This is a genomic window from Pararhodobacter marinus, from assembly GCF_003122215.1.
GTDB lineage: Bacteria > Pseudomonadota > Alphaproteobacteria > Rhodobacterales > Rhodobacteraceae > Pararhodobacter > Pararhodobacter marinus.
Map to the genome: position 1 here is coordinate 44524 of NZ_QEYD01000013.1, position 22492 is coordinate 67015.

General features: G+C 67.4%; 24 protein-coding genes. 15 read left to right on the forward strand and 9 right to left on the reverse strand.

Annotated features, from left to right (window positions below):
- Positions 1–21: 21 nt before the first annotated feature.
- Entirely contained in the window at positions 22–1044 is a 1023-nt protein-coding gene (ilvC, locus tag C4N9_RS18690; protein WP_168192287.1) for a ketol-acid reductoisomerase, read from the reverse strand.
- Between the two features lie 133 nt (positions 1045–1177).
- On the opposite strand from ilvC, the gene C4N9_RS18695 reads away from it, so the two are divergent.
- Entirely contained in the window at positions 1178–1636 is a 459-nt protein-coding gene (locus C4N9_RS18695; protein WP_109534883.1) for an Lrp/AsnC family transcriptional regulator, read from the forward strand.
- Positions 1637–1760: 124 nt separating this feature from the next.
- Positions 1761–2216 carry an Lrp/AsnC family transcriptional regulator gene (locus tag C4N9_RS18700; RefSeq protein WP_109534884.1) on the forward strand — a complete coding sequence of 152 codons (456 nt, stop codon included), beginning with the start codon at positions 1761–1763 and terminating at the stop codon, positions 2214–2216.
- A gap of 7 nt (positions 2217–2223) precedes the next feature.
- On the opposite strand, the gene C4N9_RS18705 is transcribed toward C4N9_RS18700, so the two are convergent.
- The 4 genes from C4N9_RS18705 to gatC all read right to left on the reverse strand — a co-directional run bounded on the left by C4N9_RS18705 (position 2224) and on the right by gatC (position 5568).
- Positions 2224–2868, reverse strand: coding sequence for an N-acetylmuramoyl-L-alanine amidase (locus C4N9_RS18705; RefSeq protein WP_109534885.1), 645 nt, complete (start codon positions 2866–2868; stop codon positions 2224–2226).
- Positions 2868–3671, reverse strand: coding sequence for a hypothetical protein (locus C4N9_RS18710; RefSeq protein WP_109534886.1), 804 nt, complete (start codon positions 3669–3671; stop codon positions 2868–2870). Before C4N9_RS18710 ends, C4N9_RS18705 begins: the two co-directional genes overlap by 1 nt.
- A 125-nt stretch (positions 3672–3796) precedes the next feature.
- Positions 3797–5281 (reverse strand): Asp-tRNA(Asn)/Glu-tRNA(Gln) amidotransferase subunit GatA, encoded by a 1485-nt coding sequence (gene gatA, locus C4N9_RS18715; RefSeq protein WP_109534887.1) that lies wholly within the window; start codon positions 5279–5281, stop codon positions 3797–3799.
- The gene (gene gatC, locus C4N9_RS18720) at positions 5278–5568 is read right to left on the reverse strand and encodes an Asp-tRNA(Asn)/Glu-tRNA(Gln) amidotransferase subunit GatC (protein WP_109534888.1); all 291 of its coding nucleotides are present in this window, start codon (positions 5566–5568) and stop codon (positions 5278–5280) included. Before gatC ends, gatA begins: the two co-directional genes overlap by 4 nt.
- Positions 5569–5798: 230 nt before the next feature.
- Here gatC and C4N9_RS18725 point away from each other — a divergent pair, with 230 nt between their 5' ends.
- The 5 genes from C4N9_RS18725 to serS all read left to right on the forward strand — a co-directional run bounded on the left by C4N9_RS18725 (position 5799) and on the right by serS (position 13007).
- Positions 5799–7097 carry an efflux RND transporter periplasmic adaptor subunit gene (locus tag C4N9_RS18725; protein ID WP_109534889.1) on the forward strand — a complete coding sequence of 433 codons (1299 nt, stop codon included), beginning with the start codon at positions 5799–5801 and terminating at the stop codon, positions 7095–7097.
- Entirely contained in the window at positions 7094–10225 is a 3132-nt protein-coding gene (locus C4N9_RS18730) for an efflux RND transporter permease subunit (RefSeq protein WP_109534890.1), read from the forward strand. The genes C4N9_RS18725 and C4N9_RS18730 overlap by 4 nt, the downstream gene beginning before the upstream one ends.
- Positions 10226–10370: 145 nt before the next feature.
- Positions 10371–10862, forward strand: coding sequence for a hypothetical protein (locus C4N9_RS18735; RefSeq protein WP_109534891.1), 492 nt, complete (start codon positions 10371–10373; stop codon positions 10860–10862).
- Positions 10863–11115: 253 nt separating this feature from the next.
- Positions 11116–11610, forward strand: coding sequence for a hypothetical protein (locus C4N9_RS18740; RefSeq protein WP_109534892.1), 495 nt, complete (start codon positions 11116–11118; stop codon positions 11608–11610).
- Between the two features lie 104 nt (positions 11611–11714).
- Positions 11715–13007 carry a serine--tRNA ligase gene (serS, locus tag C4N9_RS18745; RefSeq protein WP_109534893.1) on the forward strand — a complete coding sequence of 431 codons (1293 nt, stop codon included), beginning with the start codon at positions 11715–11717 and terminating at the stop codon, positions 13005–13007.
- A gap of 102 nt (positions 13008–13109) precedes the next feature.
- Here the strand turns inward: serS and C4N9_RS18750 are convergent, their stop codons facing one another.
- Together C4N9_RS18750 and C4N9_RS18755 are read right to left on the reverse strand one after the other, a co-directional pair.
- A complete protein-coding gene (locus tag C4N9_RS18750; RefSeq protein ID WP_109534894.1) occupies positions 13110–15107 on the reverse strand; it encodes a protein meaA in 1998 nt (665 codons plus the stop codon).
- 204 nt (positions 15108–15311) lie between these two features.
- Positions 15312–15695, reverse strand: coding sequence for a MerR family transcriptional regulator (locus tag C4N9_RS18755; RefSeq protein ID WP_109534895.1), 384 nt, complete (start codon positions 15693–15695; stop codon positions 15312–15314).
- Between the two features lie 205 nt (positions 15696–15900).
- Here C4N9_RS18755 and C4N9_RS18760 point away from each other — a divergent pair, with 205 nt between their 5' ends.
- From C4N9_RS18760 to C4N9_RS18780, 5 genes are all read left to right on the forward strand, one after another.
- Positions 15901–16410: a DUF6653 family protein gene (locus C4N9_RS18760; RefSeq protein ID WP_109534896.1), complete on the forward strand. Its 510-nt coding sequence runs from the start codon at positions 15901–15903 to the stop codon at positions 16408–16410.
- A 129-nt stretch (positions 16411–16539) separates the two neighbouring features.
- Entirely contained in the window at positions 16540–17001 is a 462-nt protein-coding gene (locus tag C4N9_RS18765; RefSeq protein WP_109534897.1) for a PaaI family thioesterase, read from the forward strand.
- Complete coding sequence (locus tag C4N9_RS18770) at positions 16998–17513, forward strand: PaaI family thioesterase (protein WP_109534898.1); 516 nt, start codon at positions 16998–17000, stop codon at positions 17511–17513. The genes C4N9_RS18765 and C4N9_RS18770 overlap by 4 nt, the downstream gene beginning before the upstream one ends.
- Positions 17510–18802 carry an MATE family efflux transporter gene (locus tag C4N9_RS18775; RefSeq protein WP_109534899.1) on the forward strand — a complete coding sequence of 431 codons (1293 nt, stop codon included), beginning with the start codon at positions 17510–17512 and terminating at the stop codon, positions 18800–18802. The genes C4N9_RS18770 and C4N9_RS18775 overlap by 4 nt, the downstream gene beginning before the upstream one ends.
- A gap of 12 nt (positions 18803–18814) precedes the next feature.
- Positions 18815–19441, forward strand: a complete 627-nt coding sequence (locus C4N9_RS18780; RefSeq protein ID WP_109534900.1) for a hypothetical protein — start codon at positions 18815–18817, stop codon at positions 19439–19441.
- A gap of 7 nt (positions 19442–19448) precedes the next feature.
- Here the strand turns inward: C4N9_RS18780 and C4N9_RS18785 are convergent, their stop codons facing one another.
- Positions 19449–20165, reverse strand: a complete 717-nt coding sequence (locus C4N9_RS18785; RefSeq protein ID WP_168192288.1) for an RES family NAD+ phosphorylase — start codon at positions 20163–20165, stop codon at positions 19449–19451.
- Positions 20152–20526 carry an MbcA/ParS/Xre antitoxin family protein gene (locus C4N9_RS18790; RefSeq protein WP_109534902.1) on the reverse strand — a complete coding sequence of 125 codons (375 nt, stop codon included), beginning with the start codon at positions 20524–20526 and terminating at the stop codon, positions 20152–20154. The genes C4N9_RS18785 and C4N9_RS18790 overlap by 14 nt, the downstream gene beginning before the upstream one ends.
- A gap of 354 nt (positions 20527–20880) precedes the next feature.
- Here C4N9_RS18790 and ybgC (C4N9_RS18795) point away from each other — a divergent pair, with 354 nt between their 5' ends.
- From ybgC (C4N9_RS18795) to tolQ, 3 genes are all read left to right on the forward strand, one after another.
- On the forward strand, positions 20881–21285 hold the full coding sequence (gene ybgC / locus C4N9_RS18795; protein WP_109534903.1) for a tol-pal system-associated acyl-CoA thioesterase: 405 nt from the start codon (positions 20881–20883) through the stop codon (positions 21283–21285).
- 8 nt (positions 21286–21293) lie between these two features.
- Positions 21294–21683: a tol-pal system-associated acyl-CoA thioesterase gene (gene ybgC / locus C4N9_RS18800; RefSeq protein ID WP_109534904.1), complete on the forward strand. Its 390-nt coding sequence runs from the start codon at positions 21294–21296 to the stop codon at positions 21681–21683.
- Between the two features lie 113 nt (positions 21684–21796).
- Complete coding sequence (tolQ, locus tag C4N9_RS18805; protein WP_109534905.1) at positions 21797–22492, forward strand: protein TolQ; 696 nt, start codon at positions 21797–21799, stop codon at positions 22490–22492.

Sequence of the window (22492 nt, forward strand, 5' to 3'; positions counted from 1 at the left end):
TGTCGCAATCAGTCGCGCGCCTTAGTTGCGGGCCTTGTCGACCATCTTGCCGGCCGAGATCCACGGCATCATCGCGCGCAGCTTCTCGCCGACCTGCTCGATCTGATGCTCGTCATTGATCCGGCGGGTCGCCTTGAAGAAGGGCTGGCCGACGGCATTTTCCTGCATGAAGTCACGCACGAATTTGCCGGTCTGGATGTCGGTCAGCACCGCTTTCATGCGGGCCTTGGTCTCGTCGTAAGGCAGGATGCGCGGGCCCGAGACATACTCGCCGTATTCGGCGGTGTTCGAGATCGAGTAGTTCATGTTCGCGATGCCGCCCTCGTAGATCAGGTCGACGATCAGCTTCACCTCGTGCAGGCACTCGAAATAGGCCATTTCCGGCTCGTAGCCGGCTTCCACGAGGGTTTCGAAGCCCATGCGGATCAGCTCGACCAGGCCACCGCACAGCACGGCCTGCTCGCCGAACAGGTCGGTTTCGCATTCCTGGCGGAAGTTGGTCTCGATGATGCCCGAACGCCCGCCGCCGATGGCCGAGCAATAGGACAGGCCGATTTCCATCGCCTTGCCGGTCGCGTCCTGGTGGACCGCCACCAGGCAGGGCACGCCGCCGCCCTTGGTGTATTCGCCGCGCACGGTATGGCCCGGCCCCTTCGGCGCCATCATGATGACGTCGACGCCGGCTTTCGGCTCGATCAGGCCGAAATGCACGTTCAGACCGTGGGCGAAAGCGATCGCCGCGCCTTCGCGCAGGTTGTCATGGACGTATTTCTTGTAGGTCTCGGCCTGCAGCTCGTCGGGCATGGTGAACATGATCAGGTCGCACCAGGCGGCGGCCTCGGCGATGCCCATGACCTTCAGGCCTTCGCCTTCGGCCTTCGCGGCCGAGGGCGAGCCCTCGCGCAGCGCGACGACGACATTCTTGGCACCCGAATCGCGCAGGTTCAGCGCGTGGGCGTGGCCCTGGGACCCGTATCCCAGGATGGCCACTTTCATGTCCTTGATCAGGTTGATGTCGCAATCGCGGTCGTAATACACGCGCATGAGGGCGCTCCTTTCGCAGTCTCGATACTGCCGCATCATAGGCAGATTCGCGCAAAAGGCATTGCAATCGCCTGCAGTTTTCGCGCAAACCTGTCATGTTCCATTCGCATAGGGGCAGAAAGGCGGGATTTTCATGCAGGCCGACGACACCGACCGCCGCCTTCTGCGCCACCTGCAGGCCGATCCCGCCCAACCGGTGGCCGAACTCGCGCGGCGCGCCAACATGACCGAGGCCACCGCCTCGCGCCGGCTCGAACGGCTGCGCAAACGCGGGATCCTGAAGGGCACGCAGGCGATCATCGACTGGCGCGCGCTGGGCTGGGAGGTTGAGGTCTCCCTGCGGATCACGCTCGACAAGACCGATCCGCGCGCCTTCGACGGCTTCCTCGCCGCCGCCCGCCTTGTCCCCGAAGTGCTGGAAATCCAGACCTTCCTCGGCCGCGTCGATGTGCGTCTCAACGTGATCGCCCGCGACATGGACCATTACCGCGAGATCTACCGCGCCCGCATCCTGACCCTGCCGCATATCGCCGATATCGAGGCCCTGATGCACGTGGCCGAGATCAAGCGCGGCGAAAGCCTGCCGCTGTGAGCCGCATCTTTGTTCCGGAAATATCCCGGGGGGTGAGGCGCGCAGCGCCGAGGGGGGCAGCGCCCCCCTGCTGGGTCGCCCGCAGCAAAGCAAGGGCGAAACCCCTCACCCGGAGGGCCGTGTGATGATCGATCTCGACGAAACCGACCGCGCGATCCTGCGCGCTCTGGCGGGCGATGCTACGCTCAGCGCGGGCGCGCTGGGGCGTCAGCTGGGCCTCAGCCAGCCCGCGACATGGCGGCGAATCCGGCGCCTGACCGAGGCCGGCGCGCTGGCCGGGCGGCGGCTGGTTCTGGACCGCGCGGCTTTGGGCTTCGGGGTGACGGTGTTTCTGGGCGTGACGCTTGCTGCCAAGGGCCGCGTCAGCCTCGAGGATTTCGAACGCGCGGTCTCGGCCATCCCCGAGGTGCAGACGGTCCAGCATGTGCTGGGCCTCTACGATTACCGCCTGCGGGTCGTGGCCCGCGACATCGCCGATTTCGAGCGGGTTCTGCGGCGACGGATCATGACGCTGCCGGGCGTGGGCGCGGTCGATGCCAATGTGCTGCTGAGCGAAGAGCGCAGGCCGGGGCCGCTTTAGGCCAAGGTCAGGACAAACGCGCGACCGCGTCGGCGACGGCACGGTCCATGGCGCTTTCAGGCCCGGTCGCACCGGGGCGGAACCGCAGGCGAAAGGCCGCAAGGCGCAGCTCGGGCGCGACATCGGGATAGCCGATGCGGTCGAGCGAGGCGGCAAGCGGCGCATCTGGATCGCCCGGCGCCTCGGGCCAGATCGCCAGCCCCTGAAGCGCCAGCCTGCGCCAGTCGAAACGCGGACCGGGATCGACCTTGCGACCGGGCGCCATGTCGGAATGGGCGATGACGCCCTGCGGGGCGATGCGCCAGCGCGGCAGAAGGCCGGCCAGCAGCGACTCGAGCGTCCGCATCAGCGGCGCCGCGAAGGGGCTCTGGCCGTCATTGTCCAGCTCGATGCCGATGGAGCGGGAATTGACGTCGCCGCGCCCCAGCCACGCGCCCGCCCCGGCATGCCAGGCGCGCATCTCTTCCTCGACCATCTGCCACAGCGTGCCGTCCCGGCCGATCAGGTAATGCGCCGAGACCTCGGCCGCGGGGTCGGACAGCCGGTCGAGCGCGGCCTCGGCCGAGCGCATCTCGGTGAAATGCACGACGACCAGTTCGGGCCGCAGCCCGTCGCGGCGCGGGCCGAAATTGGGCGAGGGATGGCGGCGCATCAGCGCCGCGCCACCGCCTGTCGCAGCGGGGTCGGATCCCACCAGCAGGCAAAGCCGTCGCCGTCGGGATCGAGGTTGTCGCGGTCGCGATCCGGGCCGCCCGCTTCCAGGAAGGCGCGCTGGGCGGCGTCCTGGTTGCGGAAGCGCAGGCAATTGTCCTGCCACGACGACCAGCGCATCGGGTTGATGCGGCGATAGACCTCGGTGCCCGGCGCATGGGGCGTGGCCAGCGCGTATTCCATCAGGTTCGGGCCGCCCGTTTCCGAGGGCGGCGGGACCGAGCCCACGGTCACGATCTGCGCGGGTGCGGGGCCTGCGCCCTGCGCGCCGGGCGGGGTGCTGGCATCGGCGTGATAGGTCTGCGCGTCGCGGATACCCTGTTGCGGCGCCTGTCCGGCCACCGGCGTGGCCGAGAAGGCCGCGCCGGTCTGCATCGGCGCTTGGAGAGGCGCCTGCTGGGGGGCCTGCACCGGGGCGGGCGCCGGCTGGGCCGCTGCGGTCTGCACAGGCGCCGCCGGGCCGGGCGCCGCCTGAACCGGCGCGAGGGTCTGCGTTTCGATCCGGGTGCCGCCTGCCGGGGCGGGTCGTTCGCGGCGCGGGATCGCATCGACGGTCGAGGGCGCGCGCGCTGGCATCGAGGCGGGCGGCAGGATCGGCGTCTGGTTGGGGTTCTCGGCGCTTTGCGGCGGTACCGAATAGGGGATGCCCGAATGCCCGACCGATCGCGACGAGGCGGGCGGTGCGGACGAGCGGTCGCGCAGGTAGCGCTGGTAATCGCCGAAGCCCACTCCCGTGGTGGTCATGGATGCGTAACTATCACGTCCTGCGGAGCATCCCGCCAACCCCAACAGGGCCAGCGGAACCGCCAGTACCAAAAAGCGCATGTCTGCCTCTGCTCGATCTTGTTCTTGATCTTATGCAGGGAAGATTACCACCATTTGCCCGGTTTGGAAACAAAACCTGCCGCGTCTTCAAGAACCTGCGCCGTGTTCAGCAGATCCGCCTCGCCCCAGGGCCGGCCGATCAGCTGCAACCCCAGCGGGAGACCCCTGGCATCCAGACCCGTGGGCAGCGCCACGCCGGGCAGCCCGGCCAGGTTGACGGTCACGGTGAAGACGTCGTTGAGATACATCTGCACCGGGTCGGCATCCTTCATCTCGCCCAGTCCGAAGGCGGCCGAAGGGGTGGCGGGCGTCAGGATCGCGTCGACGCCCTCGGCGAAGACATCGTCGAAATCCTTCTTGATCAGCGCACGGACCTTGCGGGCCTTGTTGTAATAGGCGTCGTAGAAGCCCGCCGACAGCACATAGGTGCCGACCATCACCCGGCGCTGCACTTCCGGGCCGAAGCCCTCGGCGCGGGTCTTCTCGTACATCTCGGTGATGCCGTCGCCCGCTTCCAGCGTGGCGCGGTGGCCGAAGCGCACGCCATCATAGCGCGCAAGGTTCGACGAGGCCTCGGCCGGGGCGATGACGTAATAGGTAGGCAGCGCGTATTTGGTATGCGGCAGCGAGATCCAACGTATTTTCGCCCCCGCTGCTTTGAGCATCTCTGTGCCGTCTGCCCAAAGGTTCCTGATTTCCTGAGGCATCCCATCAATCGAATACTCTTCAGGAATGCCAATCGTTTTCCCACGAATGTCCCCCGTCAGCGCGGCTTCGAAATCCGGCACGGGCAGGTCAGCGCTGGTCGAATCCTTGGGGTCGTGGCCGCACATCGCGCCCAGCATGATCGCCGAGTCGCGCACCGTCTTGGTCATCGGCCCGGCCTGATCGAGCGACGAGGCAAAGGCGACGATCCCCCAGCGCGAGCAGCGCCCATAGGTCGGCTTGATGCCCACGGTGCCGGTAAAGGCGGCGGGCTGGCGGATCGAGCCGCCGGTATCCGTGCCGGTCGCGCCCAGGCACAGATCCGCGGCGATCGCCGCCGCCGAGCCGCCCGACGAGCCGCCGGGTGTCAGCGCCGTGTCGTCATTGCCGCGCCGCCACGGGTTGACCGCGTTGCCGTAGCACGAGGTTTCGTTGGACGAGCCCATGGCGAATTCGTCCATGTTCAGCTTGCCCAGCATGACCGCGCCCGCATCGCGCAGCTGCGCCGAGACGGTGGATTCGTATTCGGGGCGGAAGCCGTTCAGGATGTTGGACGCCGCCTGCGAGGGCACGCCCTCGGTGCAGAACAGGTCCTTGATGCCCACCGGGATGCCGCACATGGCGGGCGCGTCGCCCTTTGCAAGGCGCGCATCGGCGGCCTTCGCGCGTTCCAGCGCGATCTCGGGCGTCTTGTGCACGAAGGCATTGAGCGCATCGGCGGCGTCGATGGCCTTCAGGCAGGCCTCGGTCAGGTCGACCGAAGTTACCTCGCCCTTTTTCAGGCGGTCGCGCGCTTCGGCGATTGTCAGTTCGTTCAGGCTCATTCCACCACCTTCGGCACGGCAAAGAAGCCCTCGCGGGCATCGGGGGCGTTCGACAGGATCTTGTTCTGGATATCACCGTCGGTCACGGCGTCCGGACGGCGTTTCAGGCGCATCGGCGTGACCGAGGTCATCGGCTCGACGCCGGTCACATCGACTTCGCCGAGCTGCTCCATGAAGGTCAGGATGCCGGACAATTCCTGCGCCAGTTGCGGCAGGCTGTCGTCGGCGACGCGGATGCGGGCGAGTTTCGCCACCCGGCGCGCGGTCTCGATGTCGATGGTGGACATGGGTCTCTCCGGCAGGATCGGACGGGAACGGATAGGGGTCGCAGTGGGGTTTAGCGATGCCCGCGCTAAGGCGCAAGCAGGGGCGGGGGCGGACGCGCCGCAAAGCCGGGCCTTTGCGCCGACGGACAAGGCAGAACGCGGAACGGGCGGCGCTGCGGCATCGGTGCGGCTTGCCGTGAAGGTAAGGCGCGCTTAGCCTGCCGGTGGCGGGGATCGCAGGAGAGCAACCGATGCGCAGAAGTCTGGCCCTGGTGATGTTCGTGGCGCCGATCGTGCTGGGCGGGGCGATCGCCGCGCGGCTGGTGGCGCAGGCGCCCGCGCCCGGGCGGGTCGTGTCCACCGATGCGGGGCTGGCCGTCCGGGTCATCCCGGTCGAGCCCCGCGATCTGGTACCGGTGGCGCAGGGCTGGGGCAATGTGCGCCCGGCCGAAACCTGGAGCGCGATCAGCGAGGTGCGCGGCGCGGTGATCTGGCAGGCGCCCGATCTGGAAACCGGGATGCTGGCGCGCGAGGGCGACGTGCTGATGCGCATCGATCCCGCCGATTACGAGCTGGCCATCGCGCAGGCCGAGGCGGATCTGGCCTCGCTCGGGGCCGAGCGCGCGCAGCTTGAAGCCGAAGAGCAGAATACCCGCCGGGTGCTGGAGCTGGAACAGGCGCGGCTGGCGCTGAGCGAATCCGACGCGCAGCGCACGCGCGAGCTGGTGTCGCAGGGGACCGCGCCCGCCGCGCGCGGGGACGAGGCCGAGCGCGCGGTGCTGGCCGCGCGGCGCGTCGTGGTCGAATTGCAGAACGCGCTGGCGCTGATCGGCCCCCGGCAGGACCGGCTGGAGGCGCAGCGCGCGCGGACCGAGGCGGCCCTGGCCCGGGCGCGGCGCGATCTGGCGCATACCGAGATCACCGCGCCCTTCGATCTGCGCATCACGCAGGCCCCGGTCGAGCGCTATCAGGTGGTTGCCACCGGGCAGGTTCTGGTCGCGGGCGAGGGGCTGGCCCAGGCCGAGGTCGTCGCGCAGGTGCCGATTGCCGCGTTCCAGCGGATGCTGTCGGGGATCGAATTCGACGGCGGCATTCTGGAGGCGCTGGATGCCGGCCGGACCGAGGCCGTGTCGGTCCTGGTCGAGCCGGTCTCGAATCCCGGTCAGGTCTGGGAAGGGAGGCTGTCGCGCGTCGAGCCGGCGCTGGACCCGCAGGCGCGCACGGTTCAGGCGGTCATCACCGTGGATGATCCGTTCGAAGGCGCCCGTCCGCCCGAGCGCATCCCGCTGATCGCCAACCTGCAGGCGCAGGTCACGCTGACCGGCCCGGCGATGCAGGGGGTGATCGCGGTTCCGGCCTCGGCGGTGCATGGGGGCGTGGTGTACCTGATGGATTCCGATGCCCGTCTGGAGTTGCGACCGGTCGAGATCGCCTTCCGACAGGGCGATCTGGCGGTGATCGACAGCGGGCTCGAAGCGGGCGAGGGGCTCATCACGGACGACATCGCCCCGGCGATCCCGGGGATGCCCTTGCGGGCGGTGACCCCGTGATCCGCTGGTTCACGGGCCATCCCACGGCGGCCAACCTGCTGTTGGTGCTGTTTCTGGCGATGGGCGCGCTGTCACTGCCCGCGCTGATCCGCGAGACATTCCCCGATTTCCGCGACACTGAGGTCGAGATCACCGTGCCCTATCGCGGGGCCTCGGCCTCCGAGGTCGAAGAGGCGATCTGCCGTCCGCTCTGGGACGCCGTGCAGGGCGTCGAGGCGCTGGACGAGCTGCGCTGCACGGCGCAGGACAACCGCGCGCGCGCGGTGGCAGTGATGGACGAGGGCGGCGACCCGATCCGTTTCGTTAACGCGCTTCGCACCGAGATCGGCGCCATCGACAGCTTCCCCGCGCGGGCCGAAGCGCCGCTGGTGCGCGAATTGCACCGCACGGACGGCGTGGCCTCGGTCGCGGTGTCGGGCGACCTGCCGCTGCACGAGCTTGACCTGTTCGCCGAAGGGCTGGCCGACCGGCTGTCTGCCCTGCCCGAGATCGCACAGGTCACGCTGTCGGGGCTGGGCGAGCGGCAGTTCCGTATCGAGGCCGAGCGTGCAGTGCTGGCGCAATACGGACTGACGCCCGCGCGGCTGGCCGATGTGCTGTCGGCCCAGAGCCTCGACCAGCCGAGCGGCGCGCTGCTGACGCCCGGGGGCGATCTGCAGCTTCGCCTGACCGAGAGCCGCCGCACGCTGGACGAGCTGGCCGCGCTGCCGGTGCTGGTGCAGGACAATGGGGCGCGGCTGGTGCTGGGCGATGTCGCGACGATCCGCGAAGCGCACGACCCGGCCGAGGAACGCGCCTATCTCGACGGCGCACCCGCGATCCTGCTCGAAATCCACAAGCCGCGCGGCACGGACGCGCTGCGCGCGCTCGAAGCCCTGCGCGGCGAGGTGGCGCAGACGCGCCGGACCCTGCCGCCCAGTCTGAACGTCGAGATCGTGCAGGACACGACCAGCATCGTGCGCGACCGTCTGGCGATGCTGATCCGCAACGGCGTGGCGGGGCTGGTGCTGGTCGTGCTGGTCATGTCGCTGTTCTTCCGGCCCGGCCTTGCGCTCTGGGCGGCGATGGGGCTGCCGGTGGCAATGGCCGGGGCGCTTGTGATGATGTCGCTGACCGGCCTGACGCTGAACATGATCACGATGGTCGCGCTGCTGATGGCCATCGGCATCGTCATGGACGATTCGATCGTTCTGTCGGATTCCATCGCCGTCGAAGCCGCAAAGGGCGACGGGCTGGAGGGCGTCGTGCGTGGCGTCCGGTTGGTGGCGCCGGGGGTCTTTGCGTCCTTCCTGACCACGGTGGCGATCTTTGCACCCCTGTCCTTTCTGGCCGGGACGCTGGGCAAGGTGCTGCAGGTCCTGCCCCTGGTGCTGATCGCGGCTCTGGCCGCCAGCCTGATCGAGGCTTTCCTGATCCTGCCGCGCCATCTGCGCCACGAGGCCGAGCGCGCGGGCAAACCGCCCGGCGGGTTCCGCCGCCGCTTCGATGCCGGCGTCGATCACCTGCGCGAAGGGCTGGGCCGCGTGGCCGATCTGGCGATCCGTGCGCGCTACCTGACGACCGGGCTGGCCATCGGCGCGCTGATCGTGACCCTTGGCGCGGTGGGCGGCGGCGTGGTCAAGCGCGAGGCTTTGCCCGATATCGACGGCGACGTGCTGGAAGCGCGGCTCCTGATGCCGCAGGGCACGCCGCTTGCCCGCACCGCGGAAGCCGTGGCGCAGATCGAGGCGGCGCTCGTGCAGGTGAATGCCGATCTGACGCCCGATCAGCCCGAGGGCCAGCCGCTCGTCGTGCGGCGGATCACGCGGTTCAACCGCAATGTCTCGGCCGGAGAGCAGGGCGCGCATGTCGCGACAATCAGCGCCGATCTGCTGAGCGCCGAGATCCGCGCGACCTCGCTTGACGACATCGCCGAGGCGTGGCGACAGACGATCGGGCCGCTGGCCGGGGCCTCGTCCCTGGTGATCGCCGAGCCGGGGATCGGGCCGCAGGGCGTGGCGATCGAGCTTCGGCTCATGCATCCCGATCTGGAAGTGCTGCACGCACAGGGGGCGCGGGTTCTGGCCGAGCTGGGCAGCTATGCCGGCATCCGCAACGCGATGCTGAACCTGCGCCCGGGCAAGCCCGAATTGCGCCTGACGCTGACCGAAACCGCACCGGGTCTGGGCCTCACGGCGGCCGATGTGGCCGGGCAGTTGCGCGCGGCCTTTCTGGGCGCCACGCTGGACGATGTGCGCACCGGCGCCATCGCGCACGAAGTCGAGCTGATCCTTGCGCCCGGCGACCGCGACGCGCTGGGCGACCTGCAGGATTTCCGCTTTCAGGTGTCCGGCGGGCGCGAGGTGCCTTTCGACAGCGTGTTGCGCATGGAAGAGGCGCGCGGCTGGGGCACGATCACGCAGGTCAACGGCGCGCGCAGCGTGACGGTGCAGGCCGATATCGACCCGCGTCTGGGCAATGCCGATGCGATCACCGCCGCCCTGCGCGCGACGATACTGGACGAGATGACCACGACGATACCGGGCCTGAGGGTCTCGGTCGAAGGGCAGGCCGCCAATCTGGCCGAGACGGCGGGGTCGATCCTGCGCGGTTTCCTGCTGGGATTGCTGGGGATCTACCTGATCCTGTCCTTCCAGTTCCGCAGCTATGTCGAGCCGGTGATCGTGATGATGACGATCCCGCTGGCCTTTCTGGGCGTGGTCTGGGGCCACTGGGCGACGGGCTACGACATTTCGATGCCGTCGATGATGGGCGCGGCGTCGCTGGCAGGGATCGTGGTCAACAACGCCATCCTGCTGGTCGAGGTCACGAAGGCCCGCGCCGCCGAGGGCCTGTCATTGGCGGCGTCAGCGGGGCAGGCGGTTCGCGCACGGGTGCGGCCCATCGTGATTACGGTCGCCACAACGGTGATCGGCATGGTGCCGCTTCTGGCCGAGACCTCGCTTCAGGCGCAGGTTCTCAAGCCGCTGGTCGTGAGCGTCGTGTTCGGCATGATCGCCTCGACGCTTCTGGTGCTGATCGTGCTGCCCGCGTTCTACGCGATCCTCGGCGATCTGGGGCTGGCGCGACACAGGCCGGGGGGCCGGGCCGGAGCCGAAAGCCGCTCCCGCGACCTGACGGTTGACTGACACCGGGTCTGGAAAGCGGCCCATATCGCGCGCCGGGCCGTTAAAACATTGATACGCGCCGCAGTTCTTCGCAAAATGCTCAAGTCTTTCCCGTCCCTTGGGGAAGATTGCATTCCTGTTGAGTAACCAAGCGGAGGGACCGGAGATGATGAAGAAAGTTTTGACAGGCGCAGTGGCGGCCTTGGTGGCGGGGGCGCTGCCGCTGGCGGCGGGGGCGCTGACCGGTCGTTTCCATGGCGGTGGCACGCTGTCGAACTGGACCCCCGCCTGCATCAATGACGGCTGGGTCGACACGCCAGAACGCTACGAGGTGCGCTTTCACCCGCGCGGCGTCGGCTCGAACCGGGACCGCGACTCGATCGCGTTCTTCTCGGGTCAGCACGCGATGAGCTTCGTTCTGAACGGCGGGGATTTCAGCTCCGCCTGGCAGCCGGTCACCCACGCTTTCCTGGGCAGCGGCATTACTGCCGTGGATCAGAACCAGCCCGAGGCGGCGCGCATCCGGATCCTGTCGATGTGGCCCAACAACCTGACCGAGAACACCGATCAGCCGGTGCGCATTCGCGGGCAGATCCAGCATCTGGCGGCGGCCCGTTGGTGCCGGGTGGATTTCGATGTGATCGTCCAGCAACGCTGAGACCGCCCCGGCCTGAACGATCCCGAACGGGGGCGTCCGGCGCCCCCGTTTCTCGTTCCGACGGCGGGCGACCGGCGACCGGCGCGACGCCTTGCCACGGGATTCCCCGATCCTGCCATCAAGAGACCGCATTTTCCTGATGGTATCGTGCCCGGCGCCGCGCTAGGGCGGGGCAGCCAGTCGCCGGTCCTGCGACCGGAGGTGCCAGTATCCCGGTCCCGTCGGACCACGTTCTGCCGTTGATGGGTGATCCATGACCTTCCGTTCGTCCGCCGCCGCCGCTGTCTCGGCGCTGTTCCTGACCCTGGGCGCGCTGCCTGCCGATGCACAATCGGGGCGGTTCGAAGGCGGCGGGACCTTGTCGAATTTCACCGCGCCCTGCCTGGGCGGCGGCTGGTCGGGGCGGCCGCAGACCTATGTCGTGCGCTATCACCCGGCCAATATCGCCTGGAACACCGATGGCGATACGCTGACCTTCCTGAACGATCACCACGGATTCAGCGTCGAGCGCGCGGGCGGAAGCTTTTCCTATGCCTGGCAGCCGGTGCGGCACGCCTTCATCGGCGGGCCGATCAGTTTCCGCGATCAGGACAACCACGAAGCGGCTGAGATACGGCTGATCTCGATGTGGCCGTCCAATATCGATGAGACGACCGAGGGCACGATCCGCATCCGCGGGCAGATCCGGCATCTGGGCCATCTGCGCTGGTGCCGGGTGGATTTCGACATCCTCGTCCAGCAGAGCTGAGCCTCCGGGCCGCTGCGGGAACAGCGCGACGCGCGGCCTTTCCCCGTGCGGCGCTTTGGTGCATATCAGGGCCCAGACGTTTCGCGCCAGTTTCGAGGACGACAATGCACGACATCCGCGCCATCCGCGAGAATCCCGCCGCTTTCGACGCCGCCCTGGCCCGCCGGGGGCTTGCGCCGCTGTCGGGCGAGCTGCTGTCGATGGACGAGAGCCGCCGTGCGAAGATCCTCGCCGCCGAAACCGCGCAGGCCGAGCAGAACCGCGCCTCGAAGGAGGTGGGCGCCGCCAAGGGCCGGGGCGACGAGGCCGAGTTCGAGCGCCTGCGCGCGCTGGTGGCCGAGAAGAAGGCCGAAGTGGCCGCGCTGAACGCGCAGGCGGCGGAAGAGGACGCCACGCTGACCGCGCGGCTGGCCGAGATCCCGAACCTGCCGCTTGACGAGGTGCCCTTCGGCAAGGACGAGGACGACAATGTCGAGATCCGCCGCTGGGGCGAGCCGCGCGCGCTGGATTTCCAGCCGGTCGAGCATTTCGACATTCCGGGCGTGAAGCCGGGGCTGGATCTGGCGATGGCGGCGAAGCTGTCGGGGTCGCGTTTCATGGTGCTGAAGGGCGCCGTGGCGCGCGTTCACCGGGCGCTGGCGCAGTTCATGATCGACACCCACACGACCGAGCATGGGCTGGAAGAATGCTGGACCCCGGTTCTGGTCAAGGACGAGGCGATGTACGGCACGGGCAACCTGCCGAAATTCGCCGAGGACAGCTACCAGACGACGAATGGCTGGTGGCTGATCCCGACCTCGGAAGTCACCATGACGAACTTTGCCGCGGGCGAGATCATGGACGGCGCGCAATTGCCGGTGCGGATGACCGCGCATACCCATTGCTTCCGCTCGGAAGCGGGCTCGGCGGGCAAGGACACGACCGGCATCCTGCGCCAGCACCAGTTCGAGAAGGTCGAGATGGTGACCCTGTGCCATCCCGACGAGGCACTGGCCGAGCACGACCGCATGACCGGCTGCGCGCAGGCGATCCTGGAGAAGCTGGAGCTGCCCTATCGCACGGTGGTGCTGTGCACGGGCGACATGGGCTTCGGCAGCCAGAAGACGCATGACATCGAGGTCTGGCTGCCCGGCCAGAACGCGTATCGCGAGATCTCGTCCTGCTCGACCTGCGGCACGTTCCAGGCGCGGCGGATGAACGGGCGGTTCCGGCCCGAGGGCGGCGGCAAGCCCGAATTCCTGGCGACGCTGAACGGATCGGGGCTGGCGGTCGGGCGTTGCCTGATCGCGGTGCTGGAAAACGGGCAACAGGCGGATGGCTCGGTCACGCTGCCGGCGGCGCTGCATCCCTGGCTGGGCGGCAAGACCCGCATCACGCCCGAGGGCGCGCTGGTCTGAGAGGACAGGACCGGGGGCGCTGCCCCCGGACCCCCGGGATATTTGAGGAACAAAGATGGGGCGGGCGGTTTTTCGGGAACCGCCCGCGCTTGTCCCTGGCGGTTACTCGGCGGCGACGGCGGTTTCCGAGACGAGGCCCACGATATCCATCATGATGCGGTTGAGCTCGAAATCCTTGGGCGTGTAGACGGCGGCGACGCCCATCGCGCGCAGGCGCGCGGCGTCGTCTTCGGGGATGATGCCGCCGACCACGACGGGCGTGTCGCCCAGACCCGCGTCGCGCATCCGGGTCATCAGCTCTTCGACCAGGGGCACATGGCTGCCCGAGAGGATCGACAGCCCCACGACATGCGCTTGCTGGTCGAGCGCGGCGTCGACGATTTCCGAGGGCGTCAGGCGGATGCCTTCGTAATGGATGTCCATGCCGCAATCGCGTGCGCGGGCGGCGATCTGTTCGGCGCCGTTGGAATGGCCGTCGAGGCCCGGCTTGCCGACCACGAATTTCAACCGGCGCCCGAGCTGCGCGCTGACCGAGTCGACGGCGGCGCGGATCTCTTCCAGGCCTTCGGTGCGGTTCGATGGGTTGCGCGAGACGCCGGTGGGCGCGCGGTATTCGCCGAAGGCCCGGCGCATCACGAGGCCCCATTCGCCGGTCGTGGCGCCCGCTTTCGCGGCGGCGATCGACGCGGGCATGACATTGGCCCCCGACAGCGCCGCTTCGCGCAGCGCGCTCAGCGCGTCCTGCACCGCCGCTTCGTCGCGCTCGCCGCGCCACGCGGTCAGGCGGGCGATCTGATCGGCCTCGGCATCGGCATCGGCGACCATGATCGCGCCCTCGCCGGTGGTCAGCGGCGACGGTTCGGTGGTGGTGAAGCGGTTGACGCCCACGACCACGGTCTCGCCCTGTTCGATCCGCGCGATACGCTCGGCATTCGCTTCGACCAGCCGGCCCTTCATGTAGTCGATCGCCTGAACCGCGCCGCCCATATCGTCGATGAGCGCGAGTTCCGCGCGCGCGCCTTCCTTGAGCGCCTGCACCTTGGCATCGACCACCGGGTTGCCGTCGAAGAGATCGCCGTATTCGAGCAGGTCGGTTTCAAAGGCGAGGATTTGCTGCATCCGGAGCGACCATTGCTGGTCCCATTTGCGCGGCAGGCCGAGCGCCTCGTTCCAGGCCGGCAGCTGCACGGCGCGGGCGCGGGCGTTCTTCGACAGCGTCACCGCGAGCGCCTCGATCAGGATGCGGTAGACGTTGTTTTCTGGCTGCTGCTCGGTCAGGCCCAGCGAATTGACCTGCACGCCGTAGCGGAAGCGGCGATAGCGCGCGTCCTCGACGCCGTAGCGTTCGAGGCACAGCTCGTCCCAGAGCTCGGTAAACGCCCGCATCTTGCACATCTCGGTCACGAAGCGGATGCCCGCATTCACGAAGAACGAGATGCGGCCCACCATCGCGGGGAAATGCTGCGCCGGGACCTTGGCCTTCAGATCGTCGAGCACCGCGCAGGCGGTGGCCAGCGCGAAAGCCAGCTCCTGTTCCGGCGTCGCGCCCGCTTCCTGCAGGTGGTAGGAACACACGTTCATCGGGTTCCATTTGGGCAGATGCTCGCGCGTATAGGCGGCGACATCGGTGATCATGCGCAAGGACGGTTTGGGCGGGCAGATATAGGTGCCGCGGCTCAGGTATTCCTTGATCAGGTCGTTCTGCACCGTGCCCTGCAATTTCGACACATCGGCGCCCTGTTCCTCGGCCACGGCGATATAGAGCGCCAACAGCCACGGCGCCGTCGCGTTGATCGTCATCGAGGTGTTCATCTGTTCCAGCGGAATCCGGTCGAACAGCGCGCGCATATCGCCCAGATGGCTGACCGGCACGCCGACCTTGCCGACCTCGCCGCGCGCCAGTTCGTGGTCGCTGTCATAACCCGTTTGCGTGGGCAGGTCGAAGGCGACCGACAGGCCGGTCTGACCCTTGGACAGGTTCGTGCGGTAGAGTTCGTTCGAGGCTTTCGCGGTCGAATGGCCGGCATAGGTCCGGAACAGCCACGGCTTGTCGCGATCTGTCTTGTCGCGGGCGGGCTTTTCTTCGGCGGGCTGGGTCATGGCGGAGCCTCCGGGCAGGACGTGAGAGCGTGCAGTCGCAGCGCAATATTCTTGCTTGAAAGGAATAGTCAGGCGAAAGATAATGTCAAGCTGGGAATCGCTGCATCGCGGCAGAGCGCGCAGCCGGGATCGGTCCGGCGGAGCGGACCGATGCGGGCAGGGCCGTCAGCGGGACGGGTCAGGGAGTGGTTTCAGGGGACGGTTTCAGGCGTCGCTTTCGCTTTCGGCGAGGCGCGCGGCCTCGTCGCGAAGCTGGCGCAGATCCTCGATCGTCACGGCCAGTTCCTCGCGCTGTTTGGTCAGCGCGCCGAGCTGGCGGTTGGCCATGCCGACAAATGTTTCAAGCTGCGCCTTGGTGCCCTGTTTTTCGTAGATCAGCAGCCATTGGCGCAGTTCTTCCAGCGCGAAACCGAAGCGGCGGCCACGCAGGATGAGCGTCATGCGGGCGATTTCGCGGGGGCCGTAAAAGCGGTTGCGGCCTTCCTTTTCCGGCGTCAGCAGCTCGATATATTCGTAGTAGCGCAACGTGCGCGGCGTCACGTCGAACCGCGCGCACATCTCCTTGAAAGACAGTCTTGTCTCGTTCATCGGCCGCCTTGCGGAAAGTCTTGTCCCAACGTCACTCAGGGTAGGGCGCGGATCGGCCAAGTGCAACCGGCTTCCCGTCCGGCATGTGCCGAGCGGCGCCACCGCGACACGGTCGTTCCGCGTTTCATTGAAACGGGCGTACTTTCTCCGTAGAAACAAGCACAGGTTGCGACCGGCACCCGAGGACGCGGGAAGGCGGGAAGAAATGACACTGGAGCGCAACGTCGCGCGGCTGTTCCGGCTGAACGACGAAAACTGGATGAAACACGCCAATCCGTGGAGCGTCTGGACCCGGTACTCGGTTCTGCCGCTGATCGTGCTGGCCTTCTGGAGCCGGGTCTGGATCGGCTGGTGGTGTCTGATCCCGGGGATTGCCTCGCTTCTGTGGCTGTTCCTGAACCCAGTCTTCTTCCCCAAGCCCCGCTCGACGCGGAACTGGGCCTCGAAAGCGGTTCTGGGCGAGCGGGTCTATCTGAACCGCGACCGGGTCGATATTCCCGGCATCCACAAGACGCCGCTTTACGCCATTCTCAACGCGATTTCGTCCGTCGGGATGGGGATCGCGATCTGGGCGGTGGTTACCTACTCGGTCTGGGGGGCCGTTCTGGGTGTCGCCTTGGCGTATCTGGGCAAGAGCTGGTATCTGGACCGCATGGTCTGGCTTTACGAGATGATGAAGTCGGAACACTCGGAATACCGGGGCTGGGATTACTGACGTTGCGACCCGGGGCGCTGCAGGCGGTCGACAAAGGTCTTTTGCGAGCCTTGATATCCGGCGGGCTTCGGGCCATGCCTTTGGGCAGGCGCTCTGCGCCCGCACTGTCCAGAACATGCAGGAAGTCCCATGACCGACGCCACCGCCGCGCAGCAATTCATCGAGGCGATTCCCCATTCCAAGGCGCTGGGGATGACGCTGGAAGAAATCGGCGAGGGCAGGGCGGTGATCTCGATGCCCTATGACACGCGGTTCATCGGCGATCCGGCGACGGGCGTGATCGCGGGGGGCGCGGTCTCGGCGCTGATGGATACCTGCTGCGGGGCGGCGGTGATGACCTTTCCCGGCGCGCGGGGCACGGCAACGCTGGATCTGCGCATCGATTACATGCGCGCGGCAAAGCCCGGACAGCGGATCATCGCGCGGGCCGAATGTTTCCACGCGACGCGCACCGTGGCTTTCGTCAAGGCGACCGCGCATGACGAGGATGAAGGCTTGCCCGTCGCGACCGCCTCGGGCGCGTTCACGATGGAAAGCGTGATCCGGCCCGCAGACACGAAGACGGGCACGAAAAAGGAGGGCGCGCAATGAGCCGGCCCCGTCCCGAACCCGTGCAGGTGGTCAAGGAGCGGCGCGACCGCGCGCTGAAGACGCTCGTTGGCGGCATTCCCTATGTGCAGTGGCTGGGCATCCAGTTCGACCGCCGGGGCGACGAGCTGACCGCGACCCTGCCTTTCGATGAAAAGCTGATCGGCAACCCGTTCCTGCCGGCGATCCATGGCGGCGTGACCTCGGCCTTTCTGGAGATCACGGCGATGATCGAGCTGAGCTGGTCGATGCTGTGGGAAGACATGGAAAAGGGCGCGCTGGACCCGCAATCGGTCGATGACGCGCATCTGCCGCGCTTGCCCAAGACCATCGATTTCACCGTCGATTACCTGCGTTCGGGCCTGCCGCGCGATGCCTATGCCCGTGCGCGGGTGAACCGCTCGGGGCGGCGCTATGCCTCGGTCCATGTCGAGGCGTGGCAGGACAACCGCACGCGGCTCTTCGCACAGGCGACCGGGCATTTCCTGATCCCCTCGCGCGACAAGACCGCATGACGCCGCTCACCCATGGCCGGGTGCTGAAGATCGCCCTGCCCATCGTTGCGGCGAATGTCACCGTGCCGTTGCTGGGGCTGGTCGATACCGCCGTGGTGGGCCAACTGGGCGAGGCCGCGCCGATCGGCGCCGTGGGCTTGGGCGCGGTGATCCTGACCGCGTTCTACTGGGTGTTCGGTTTCCTGCGGATGGGCACGACCGGGCTTGCCGCACAGGCGCATGGCCGGGGCGACACCGCCGAAACCGGCGCGATCCTGAAGCGCGGCCTGCTGATCGCGGGCAGCGTCGGGCTGGCGCTGATCGTGCTGCAGCCGCTACTGTTCTGGGCGGGGTTCGCGCTGGCGCCGGCATCCGACGCGGTGGAAGGGCTGGCATCCGATTACCTGCAGATCCGCATCTGGGGCGCGCCGCTGACCATCGGGCTTTACGCCGTCACCGGCTGGCTGATCGCGCTGGAGCGCACGCGCGCGGTGCTGGTGCTGCAGATCCTCGCCAACGGGACGAATATCGCGCTGGATATCTGGTTCGTGCTGGGCCTCGACTGGGGCGTGAGCGGCGTCGCCGTCGCCACGCTGATGGCCGAGGCCGTGGGCTTCAGCTTCGGCCTGTGGCTGTGCCGCGACGGGCTGAAGGCCACGGGCGCGCGGATCTTCGACGCCGCGCGCCTGCGGCACATGGCGGGTGTCAACGGCTATATCATGGTGCGGTCGATCATCCTGAAGGGCTGTTTCGTCGTCTTCATGTTCCTGTCGGCCGGGCGCGGCGACGTGGTGATCGCGTCGAACCAGATCCTGCTGCAGTTTCTCGAGTTTCTGGCTTTCCTGCTGGACGGTTTCGCCTTCTCGGCCGAAACGCTTGTGGGGCAGGCGATGGGCGCGCGCTCGGCCGCGGCGTTGCGGCGCGCGGCGCGGATGACGGGGATCTGGGCGTTGGGCGGCGCGGTCGCGATGGCGCTGGTCTTCGCGCTGGCCGGGCCGTCGATCATCGACGCGATGACCACCGCGCCCGAGGTCCGGGCCGAGGCGCGGCTTTACCTGCCGTGGATCGTCATCGCCCCGCTGGCGGCCGTTGCGGCCTATATGTTCGACGGCATCTATATCGGCGCGACCTTCACCCGCGAGATGCTGATCACCGTGGCCTTCGCCGCCTGTTTCTATGCCGTGTCGCTGCTGCTGACCTGGCCCATGGGCAATCACGGGCTGTGGCTGTCGCTGACGCTGTTCAACGTGATGCGCGGCGTGGCGCAGGCGTTTCTGTATCCCAGAATTGCGCGTTCGATCACGGCTTGATAGCTGGGGCGCATGACCGATGCGCTGACGCCTGACCAGATCACCCGCCTGTTTACCCGCTCGGACGGGCGCTATGCCTTTGCCCGCTGGGGCCGTCCGATCGCGCCCATCGTTTTCGGCACCGACGACGCCACGTTGCGCACCATCAAGGGCGCGATCGAGGCCGTCGTGCTGCTGGCCGGGCACAAGATGGCCGAGGTCGATCCCGAACTGGGCACCAACCTGATGTTGTTCTTTTTCCGCGACTGGGACGAGCTGCTGGCGGTGCCGGATCTCGACCGCGTGGTCGAGGGGCTGGGCACGCTGGTGCCCCGGCTGAAAGCTCAGGACGCCAACCAGTACCGCGCCTTTCGCTTCGACGAGGACGGCGCGATCAGGGCGGCCTTCGTCTTCGTGCGGATGGACGCGGGAATGAGCGCGCTGCCCGCCGAGGATATCGCGCTGATGCAGGCCGTGCAGGTGATCCTGCTCTGGGGCGATGAAGCGTTCCGCGAGATGCCCCCCTTGGCGCGCGCCAACGGCGTGACGGTGTTGCGCCCGGAAATCGCCGCCGTGATCGCCGCCGCCTATGACCGGGTGATGCCCGTCGCGGCGGACGATGCCTCGCACGCGCTGCGATTGTCCGCGCGGCTGGTCTGAGCGGGCGCTACGCCGGTTCCAGCGCCTGCGCGCCGACGCGGTATTCCTGCGTCTGTCGCAGGCTCTCATTCGTCAGGACGACGCGGTCGCCGGTCAGGTGCAGATGCCATGTCTGGCTGGTCAGCGGCTCGGGCCGGGCAAAGGCGGCGCAGGTCAGCACCGCTACATTCGCCCGCGCCAGCGGGTCGCGGACCGAGGTATAGCGGATTGCCTCGCCGCCCCTGGCGCGCGCCTGATCGGCCAGATCGAGGCAATCGCCGTAATCCACCGGGTCGGTCCAGCGCCCCAGCGCGGCATTGTCTGGCGCGGTCAGGTCCAGCGCCACGGGCGCGCGGATCTCGGCCAGGATCGCGGAACAGGCGCGCGGGATCGTCGGCAGCGGCGTCGCGGGCGAGGCGCGGAAGAACGCCACGCTGCCCCATGCGCTTTCGATGGCGGCGGTCAGCGGATCCTCGGCGGCGTAATAGACGCCCGGCGTCGGCCCCGCGCGGCGAAAGCGGGAATCGCGGGGATAGCAGCCATAGCGGAAGGGCGTGCTGAACTGGTAATCCAGATGCGCGCATTCTTCAGGGATCGTGGGCTTGGTCGCGTCGAGAAGGGTTTCGAGCCGCGACTGCTCGGCCACGGAATCGGTGATCTTGCGGGTGGCGGGGCGGTATTGCCCCTCGATCAGACGCCAGACATTGCCGAGATAGGGCTCGTAGCGCAGCTCAGATCGGGGCACGCGCGGCGTCCAGATAATTCATCACCGCGACCAGCCCGGCGGCGCTTTGCGCCAGTTCGGCGGGAATGCCGTTCAGATCGCGGTTTGGCGCGCGCATCCATGCCTTGGCCGATTGCACGTCGCCGCCGGTGATCGCGTCGAGCGAGCGGAAAACGCGGATCAGGTAAAGCGCCAGTTCAAAGGATTTGCCGCTGACACCGGCGCTGTCTTTCATCTTGGAAACCTGCGACGGGCTGGTGCCGATGATCGCCGCGATCTCGGCCCCGCGCAGACCCAGCGCCGCGCCCGCGCGGATCACGGCACGCGCGACAAGCTGGCTGTCGCCGGATTCGGGCGTCTGGACGGGCAGGGCGAGAGACATGCGAGCCTCGGTTCGGTGAGTGTGGTTTCCTTGGAAAGAAATATAGTCTTTCTTGATGTGGAAATCAAATCTTGCCTGGATTTCGTTGCGCATTCCTTGTGCACGATGCCAAGCACGGGCATTACAGCACGCTCGGGCCGGGCTGATCACTTTTTGCGTGTGTTATCATGCGCCTGAATGCGTGGGCCGCGCAAGCGCTCGTCCCGAACCTTGCCGCAGGGGAAAGAAAACCGTGGTGAAGCGGGCCGAATGGGTTGACAAAGCGGGGCATCTGCGGCCAACCCTTTGAAAAGCCGCCTTTTTGATAAAGAGCGCCGGGGTCAGCCCGGACCGCCAGACCTCGAGCGCCGAGCCATGCACACTTTCCCCGTGACCGTCTATTACGACGAGACCGATCTCGGCGCGATCGTGTATCATGCGAATTACATGAAATTCATCGACCGCGCGCGGGCCGACTGGGTGCGCAGCATCGGCGTCGATCAGAATGCCCTGCGCGAGGAAGGCTTCGTCTTCGTCGTGCACCGGATCGAGGCGGATTTCCTGGCCTCGGCCAGGCTCGAGGACCGGCTGACGATCCGAACGGCGGTGAAAAGCGTGAGCCGGCTGCGGCTGGTTCTGGACCAGAAGGTCTATCGCGGCGAGACCTGCCTGTTTCGCGCGCTGGTGACCATCGCGCTGGTCAGTCTGGACGGCAAGCCGCGCCGCCTGCCCGAAGAGCTGACCGGGCTGGGCGAGCTGGGCGCGTTGCTGACGATGTGAGGAGCCCGATGCACAGCTATCCCGTCACCGTCCATTACGAGGATACCGACCTTGGCGGTATCGTCTATCACGCGAATTACCTGAAATTCATCGAACGCGCGCGCTCGGACTGGGTGCGCAAGCTGGGCATCGACCAGGTCGCGTTGCGCCGCGACGGGGTGGTCTTTGCGGTCCATCATATCGAGGCGTGGTTCCAGGCCCCCGCCACGCTGGACGAAGAACTGACCGTAGAGACCGCAATCGCCGAGGCCGGGTCGGTGCGGATGGTGCTGGATCAGCGGGTCTATCGCGGCGATACCTGCCTGTTTCGCGCGCAGGTGACGCTGGTTTCCATGACGACCGGGGGCAAACCGCGCCGGCTGTCCGAAGAACTGCGCGGTTTAAGCGGAAACACGTAACAATCGCGTGGTTCCATTGGTGTTGGGCTTGGAAACACGCTATTCTCGGGCCAAAGAGGGCTGCTGCAAGGCAAGCGCCCCAGCACGCGTGCGGAACGAGCAGGAAACACGGCATGGATACCTCGACACTGGCGCAGGCCAGCGACATCGATTTTTCGCTGATCGCGCTGTTTTTGCGCGCAACGCTGACCGTCAAACTGGTCATGATCATGCTGATCGTGGCCTCGTTCTGGTCCTGGGCGATCATCATCCAGAAACATCTGGTCTTCCGCCGCGCCCGCGACGAGGCCGCGCGTTTCGATGCCGCCTTCTGGTCGGGCGAGCCGCTGGACGAGCTTTACGCCCGCGTCGGTGCCAACCCCTCGAGCGGGCCCGAGCGCATCTTCGCCGCCGGCATGGCGGAATGGCAGCGTTCGCACCGCCAGGACGGGGCGATGATCCCGGGTGCCGCGCAGCGCATCGACCGCTCGATGGATGTCGCCATCAACCGCGAGGTGCGCGAGCTGAATGGCGGGCTGACATTCCTGGCCACCGTCGGCTCGGCCAGCCCCTTCGTGGGTCTGTTCGGCACCGTCTGGGGCATCAAATACGCCTTCGAGGAAATCGCGCTGGCGCAATCGACCAACCTTGCCGTCGTCGCGCCCGGGATCGCCGAGGCGCTGCTGGCCACGGGGCTGGGCCTTCTGGCGGCCATCCCGGCGACGATCTTCTACAACAAGCTCAGCGATGACAGCGACACGATCGCCTCGGGCTACGAGCAGTTCGCCGACGAATTCGGCACCCTCCTGTCGCGCAATCTGGACGGCTGA

Excerpts from the sequence above, each read along its gene's own strand:
- C4N9_RS18790 (WP_109534902.1), bottom strand. The coding sequence starts at position 20,526 with ATGTCTCTCGCCCTGCCCGTCCAGACGCCCGAATCCGGCGACAGCCAG.
- C4N9_RS18695 (WP_109534883.1), top strand. The coding sequence starts at position 1,178 with ATGCAGGCCGACGACACCGACCGCCGCCTTCTGCGCCACCTGCAGGCC.
- C4N9_RS18740 (WP_109534892.1), top strand. The coding sequence starts at position 11,116 with ATGACCTTCCGTTCGTCCGCCGCCGCCGCTGTCTCGGCGCTGTTCCTG.
- C4N9_RS18770 (WP_109534898.1), top strand. The coding sequence starts at position 16,998 with ATGAGCCGGCCCCGTCCCGAACCCGTGCAGGTGGTCAAGGAGCGGCGC.
- gatA (WP_109534887.1), bottom strand. The coding sequence starts at position 5,281 with ATGAGCCTGAACGAACTGACAATCGCCGAAGCGCGCGACCGCCTGAAA.
- tolQ (WP_109534905.1), top strand. The coding sequence starts at position 21,797 with ATGGATACCTCGACACTGGCGCAGGCCAGCGACATCGATTTTTCGCTG.
- C4N9_RS18710 (WP_109534886.1), bottom strand. The coding sequence starts at position 3,671 with ATGACCACCACGGGAGTGGGCTTCGGCGATTACCAGCGCTACCTGCGC.
- C4N9_RS18705 (WP_109534885.1), bottom strand. The coding sequence starts at position 2,868 with ATGCGCCGCCATCCCTCGCCCAATTTCGGCCCGCGCCGCGACGGGCTG.
- C4N9_RS18750 (WP_109534894.1), bottom strand. The coding sequence starts at position 15,107 with ATGACCCAGCCCGCCGAAGAAAAGCCCGCCCGCGACAAGACAGATCGC.
- C4N9_RS18755 (WP_109534895.1), bottom strand. The coding sequence starts at position 15,695 with ATGAACGAGACAAGACTGTCTTTCAAGGAGATGTGCGCGCGGTTCGAC.
- serS (WP_109534893.1), top strand. The coding sequence starts at position 11,715 with ATGCACGACATCCGCGCCATCCGCGAGAATCCCGCCGCTTTCGACGCC.
- C4N9_RS18780 (WP_109534900.1), top strand. The coding sequence starts at position 18,815 with ATGACCGATGCGCTGACGCCTGACCAGATCACCCGCCTGTTTACCCGC.
- gatC (WP_109534888.1), bottom strand. The coding sequence starts at position 5,568 with ATGTCCACCATCGACATCGAGACCGCGCGCCGGGTGGCGAAACTCGCC.
- C4N9_RS18765 (WP_109534897.1), top strand. The coding sequence starts at position 16,540 with ATGACCGACGCCACCGCCGCGCAGCAATTCATCGAGGCGATTCCCCAT.
- C4N9_RS18775 (WP_109534899.1), top strand. The coding sequence starts at position 17,510 with ATGACGCCGCTCACCCATGGCCGGGTGCTGAAGATCGCCCTGCCCATC.
- C4N9_RS18725 (WP_109534889.1), top strand. The coding sequence starts at position 5,799 with ATGCGCAGAAGTCTGGCCCTGGTGATGTTCGTGGCGCCGATCGTGCTG.
- C4N9_RS18760 (WP_109534896.1), top strand. The coding sequence starts at position 15,901 with ATGACACTGGAGCGCAACGTCGCGCGGCTGTTCCGGCTGAACGACGAA.
- ybgC (WP_109534904.1), top strand. The coding sequence starts at position 21,294 with ATGCACAGCTATCCCGTCACCGTCCATTACGAGGATACCGACCTTGGC.
- C4N9_RS18700 (WP_109534884.1), top strand. The coding sequence starts at position 1,761 with ATGATCGATCTCGACGAAACCGACCGCGCGATCCTGCGCGCTCTGGCG.
- ybgC (WP_109534903.1), top strand. The coding sequence starts at position 20,881 with ATGCACACTTTCCCCGTGACCGTCTATTACGACGAGACCGATCTCGGC.
- ilvC (WP_168192287.1), bottom strand. The coding sequence starts at position 1,044 with ATGCGCGTGTATTACGACCGCGATTGCGACATCAACCTGATCAAGGAC.
- C4N9_RS18735 (WP_109534891.1), top strand. The coding sequence starts at position 10,371 with ATGATGAAGAAAGTTTTGACAGGCGCAGTGGCGGCCTTGGTGGCGGGG.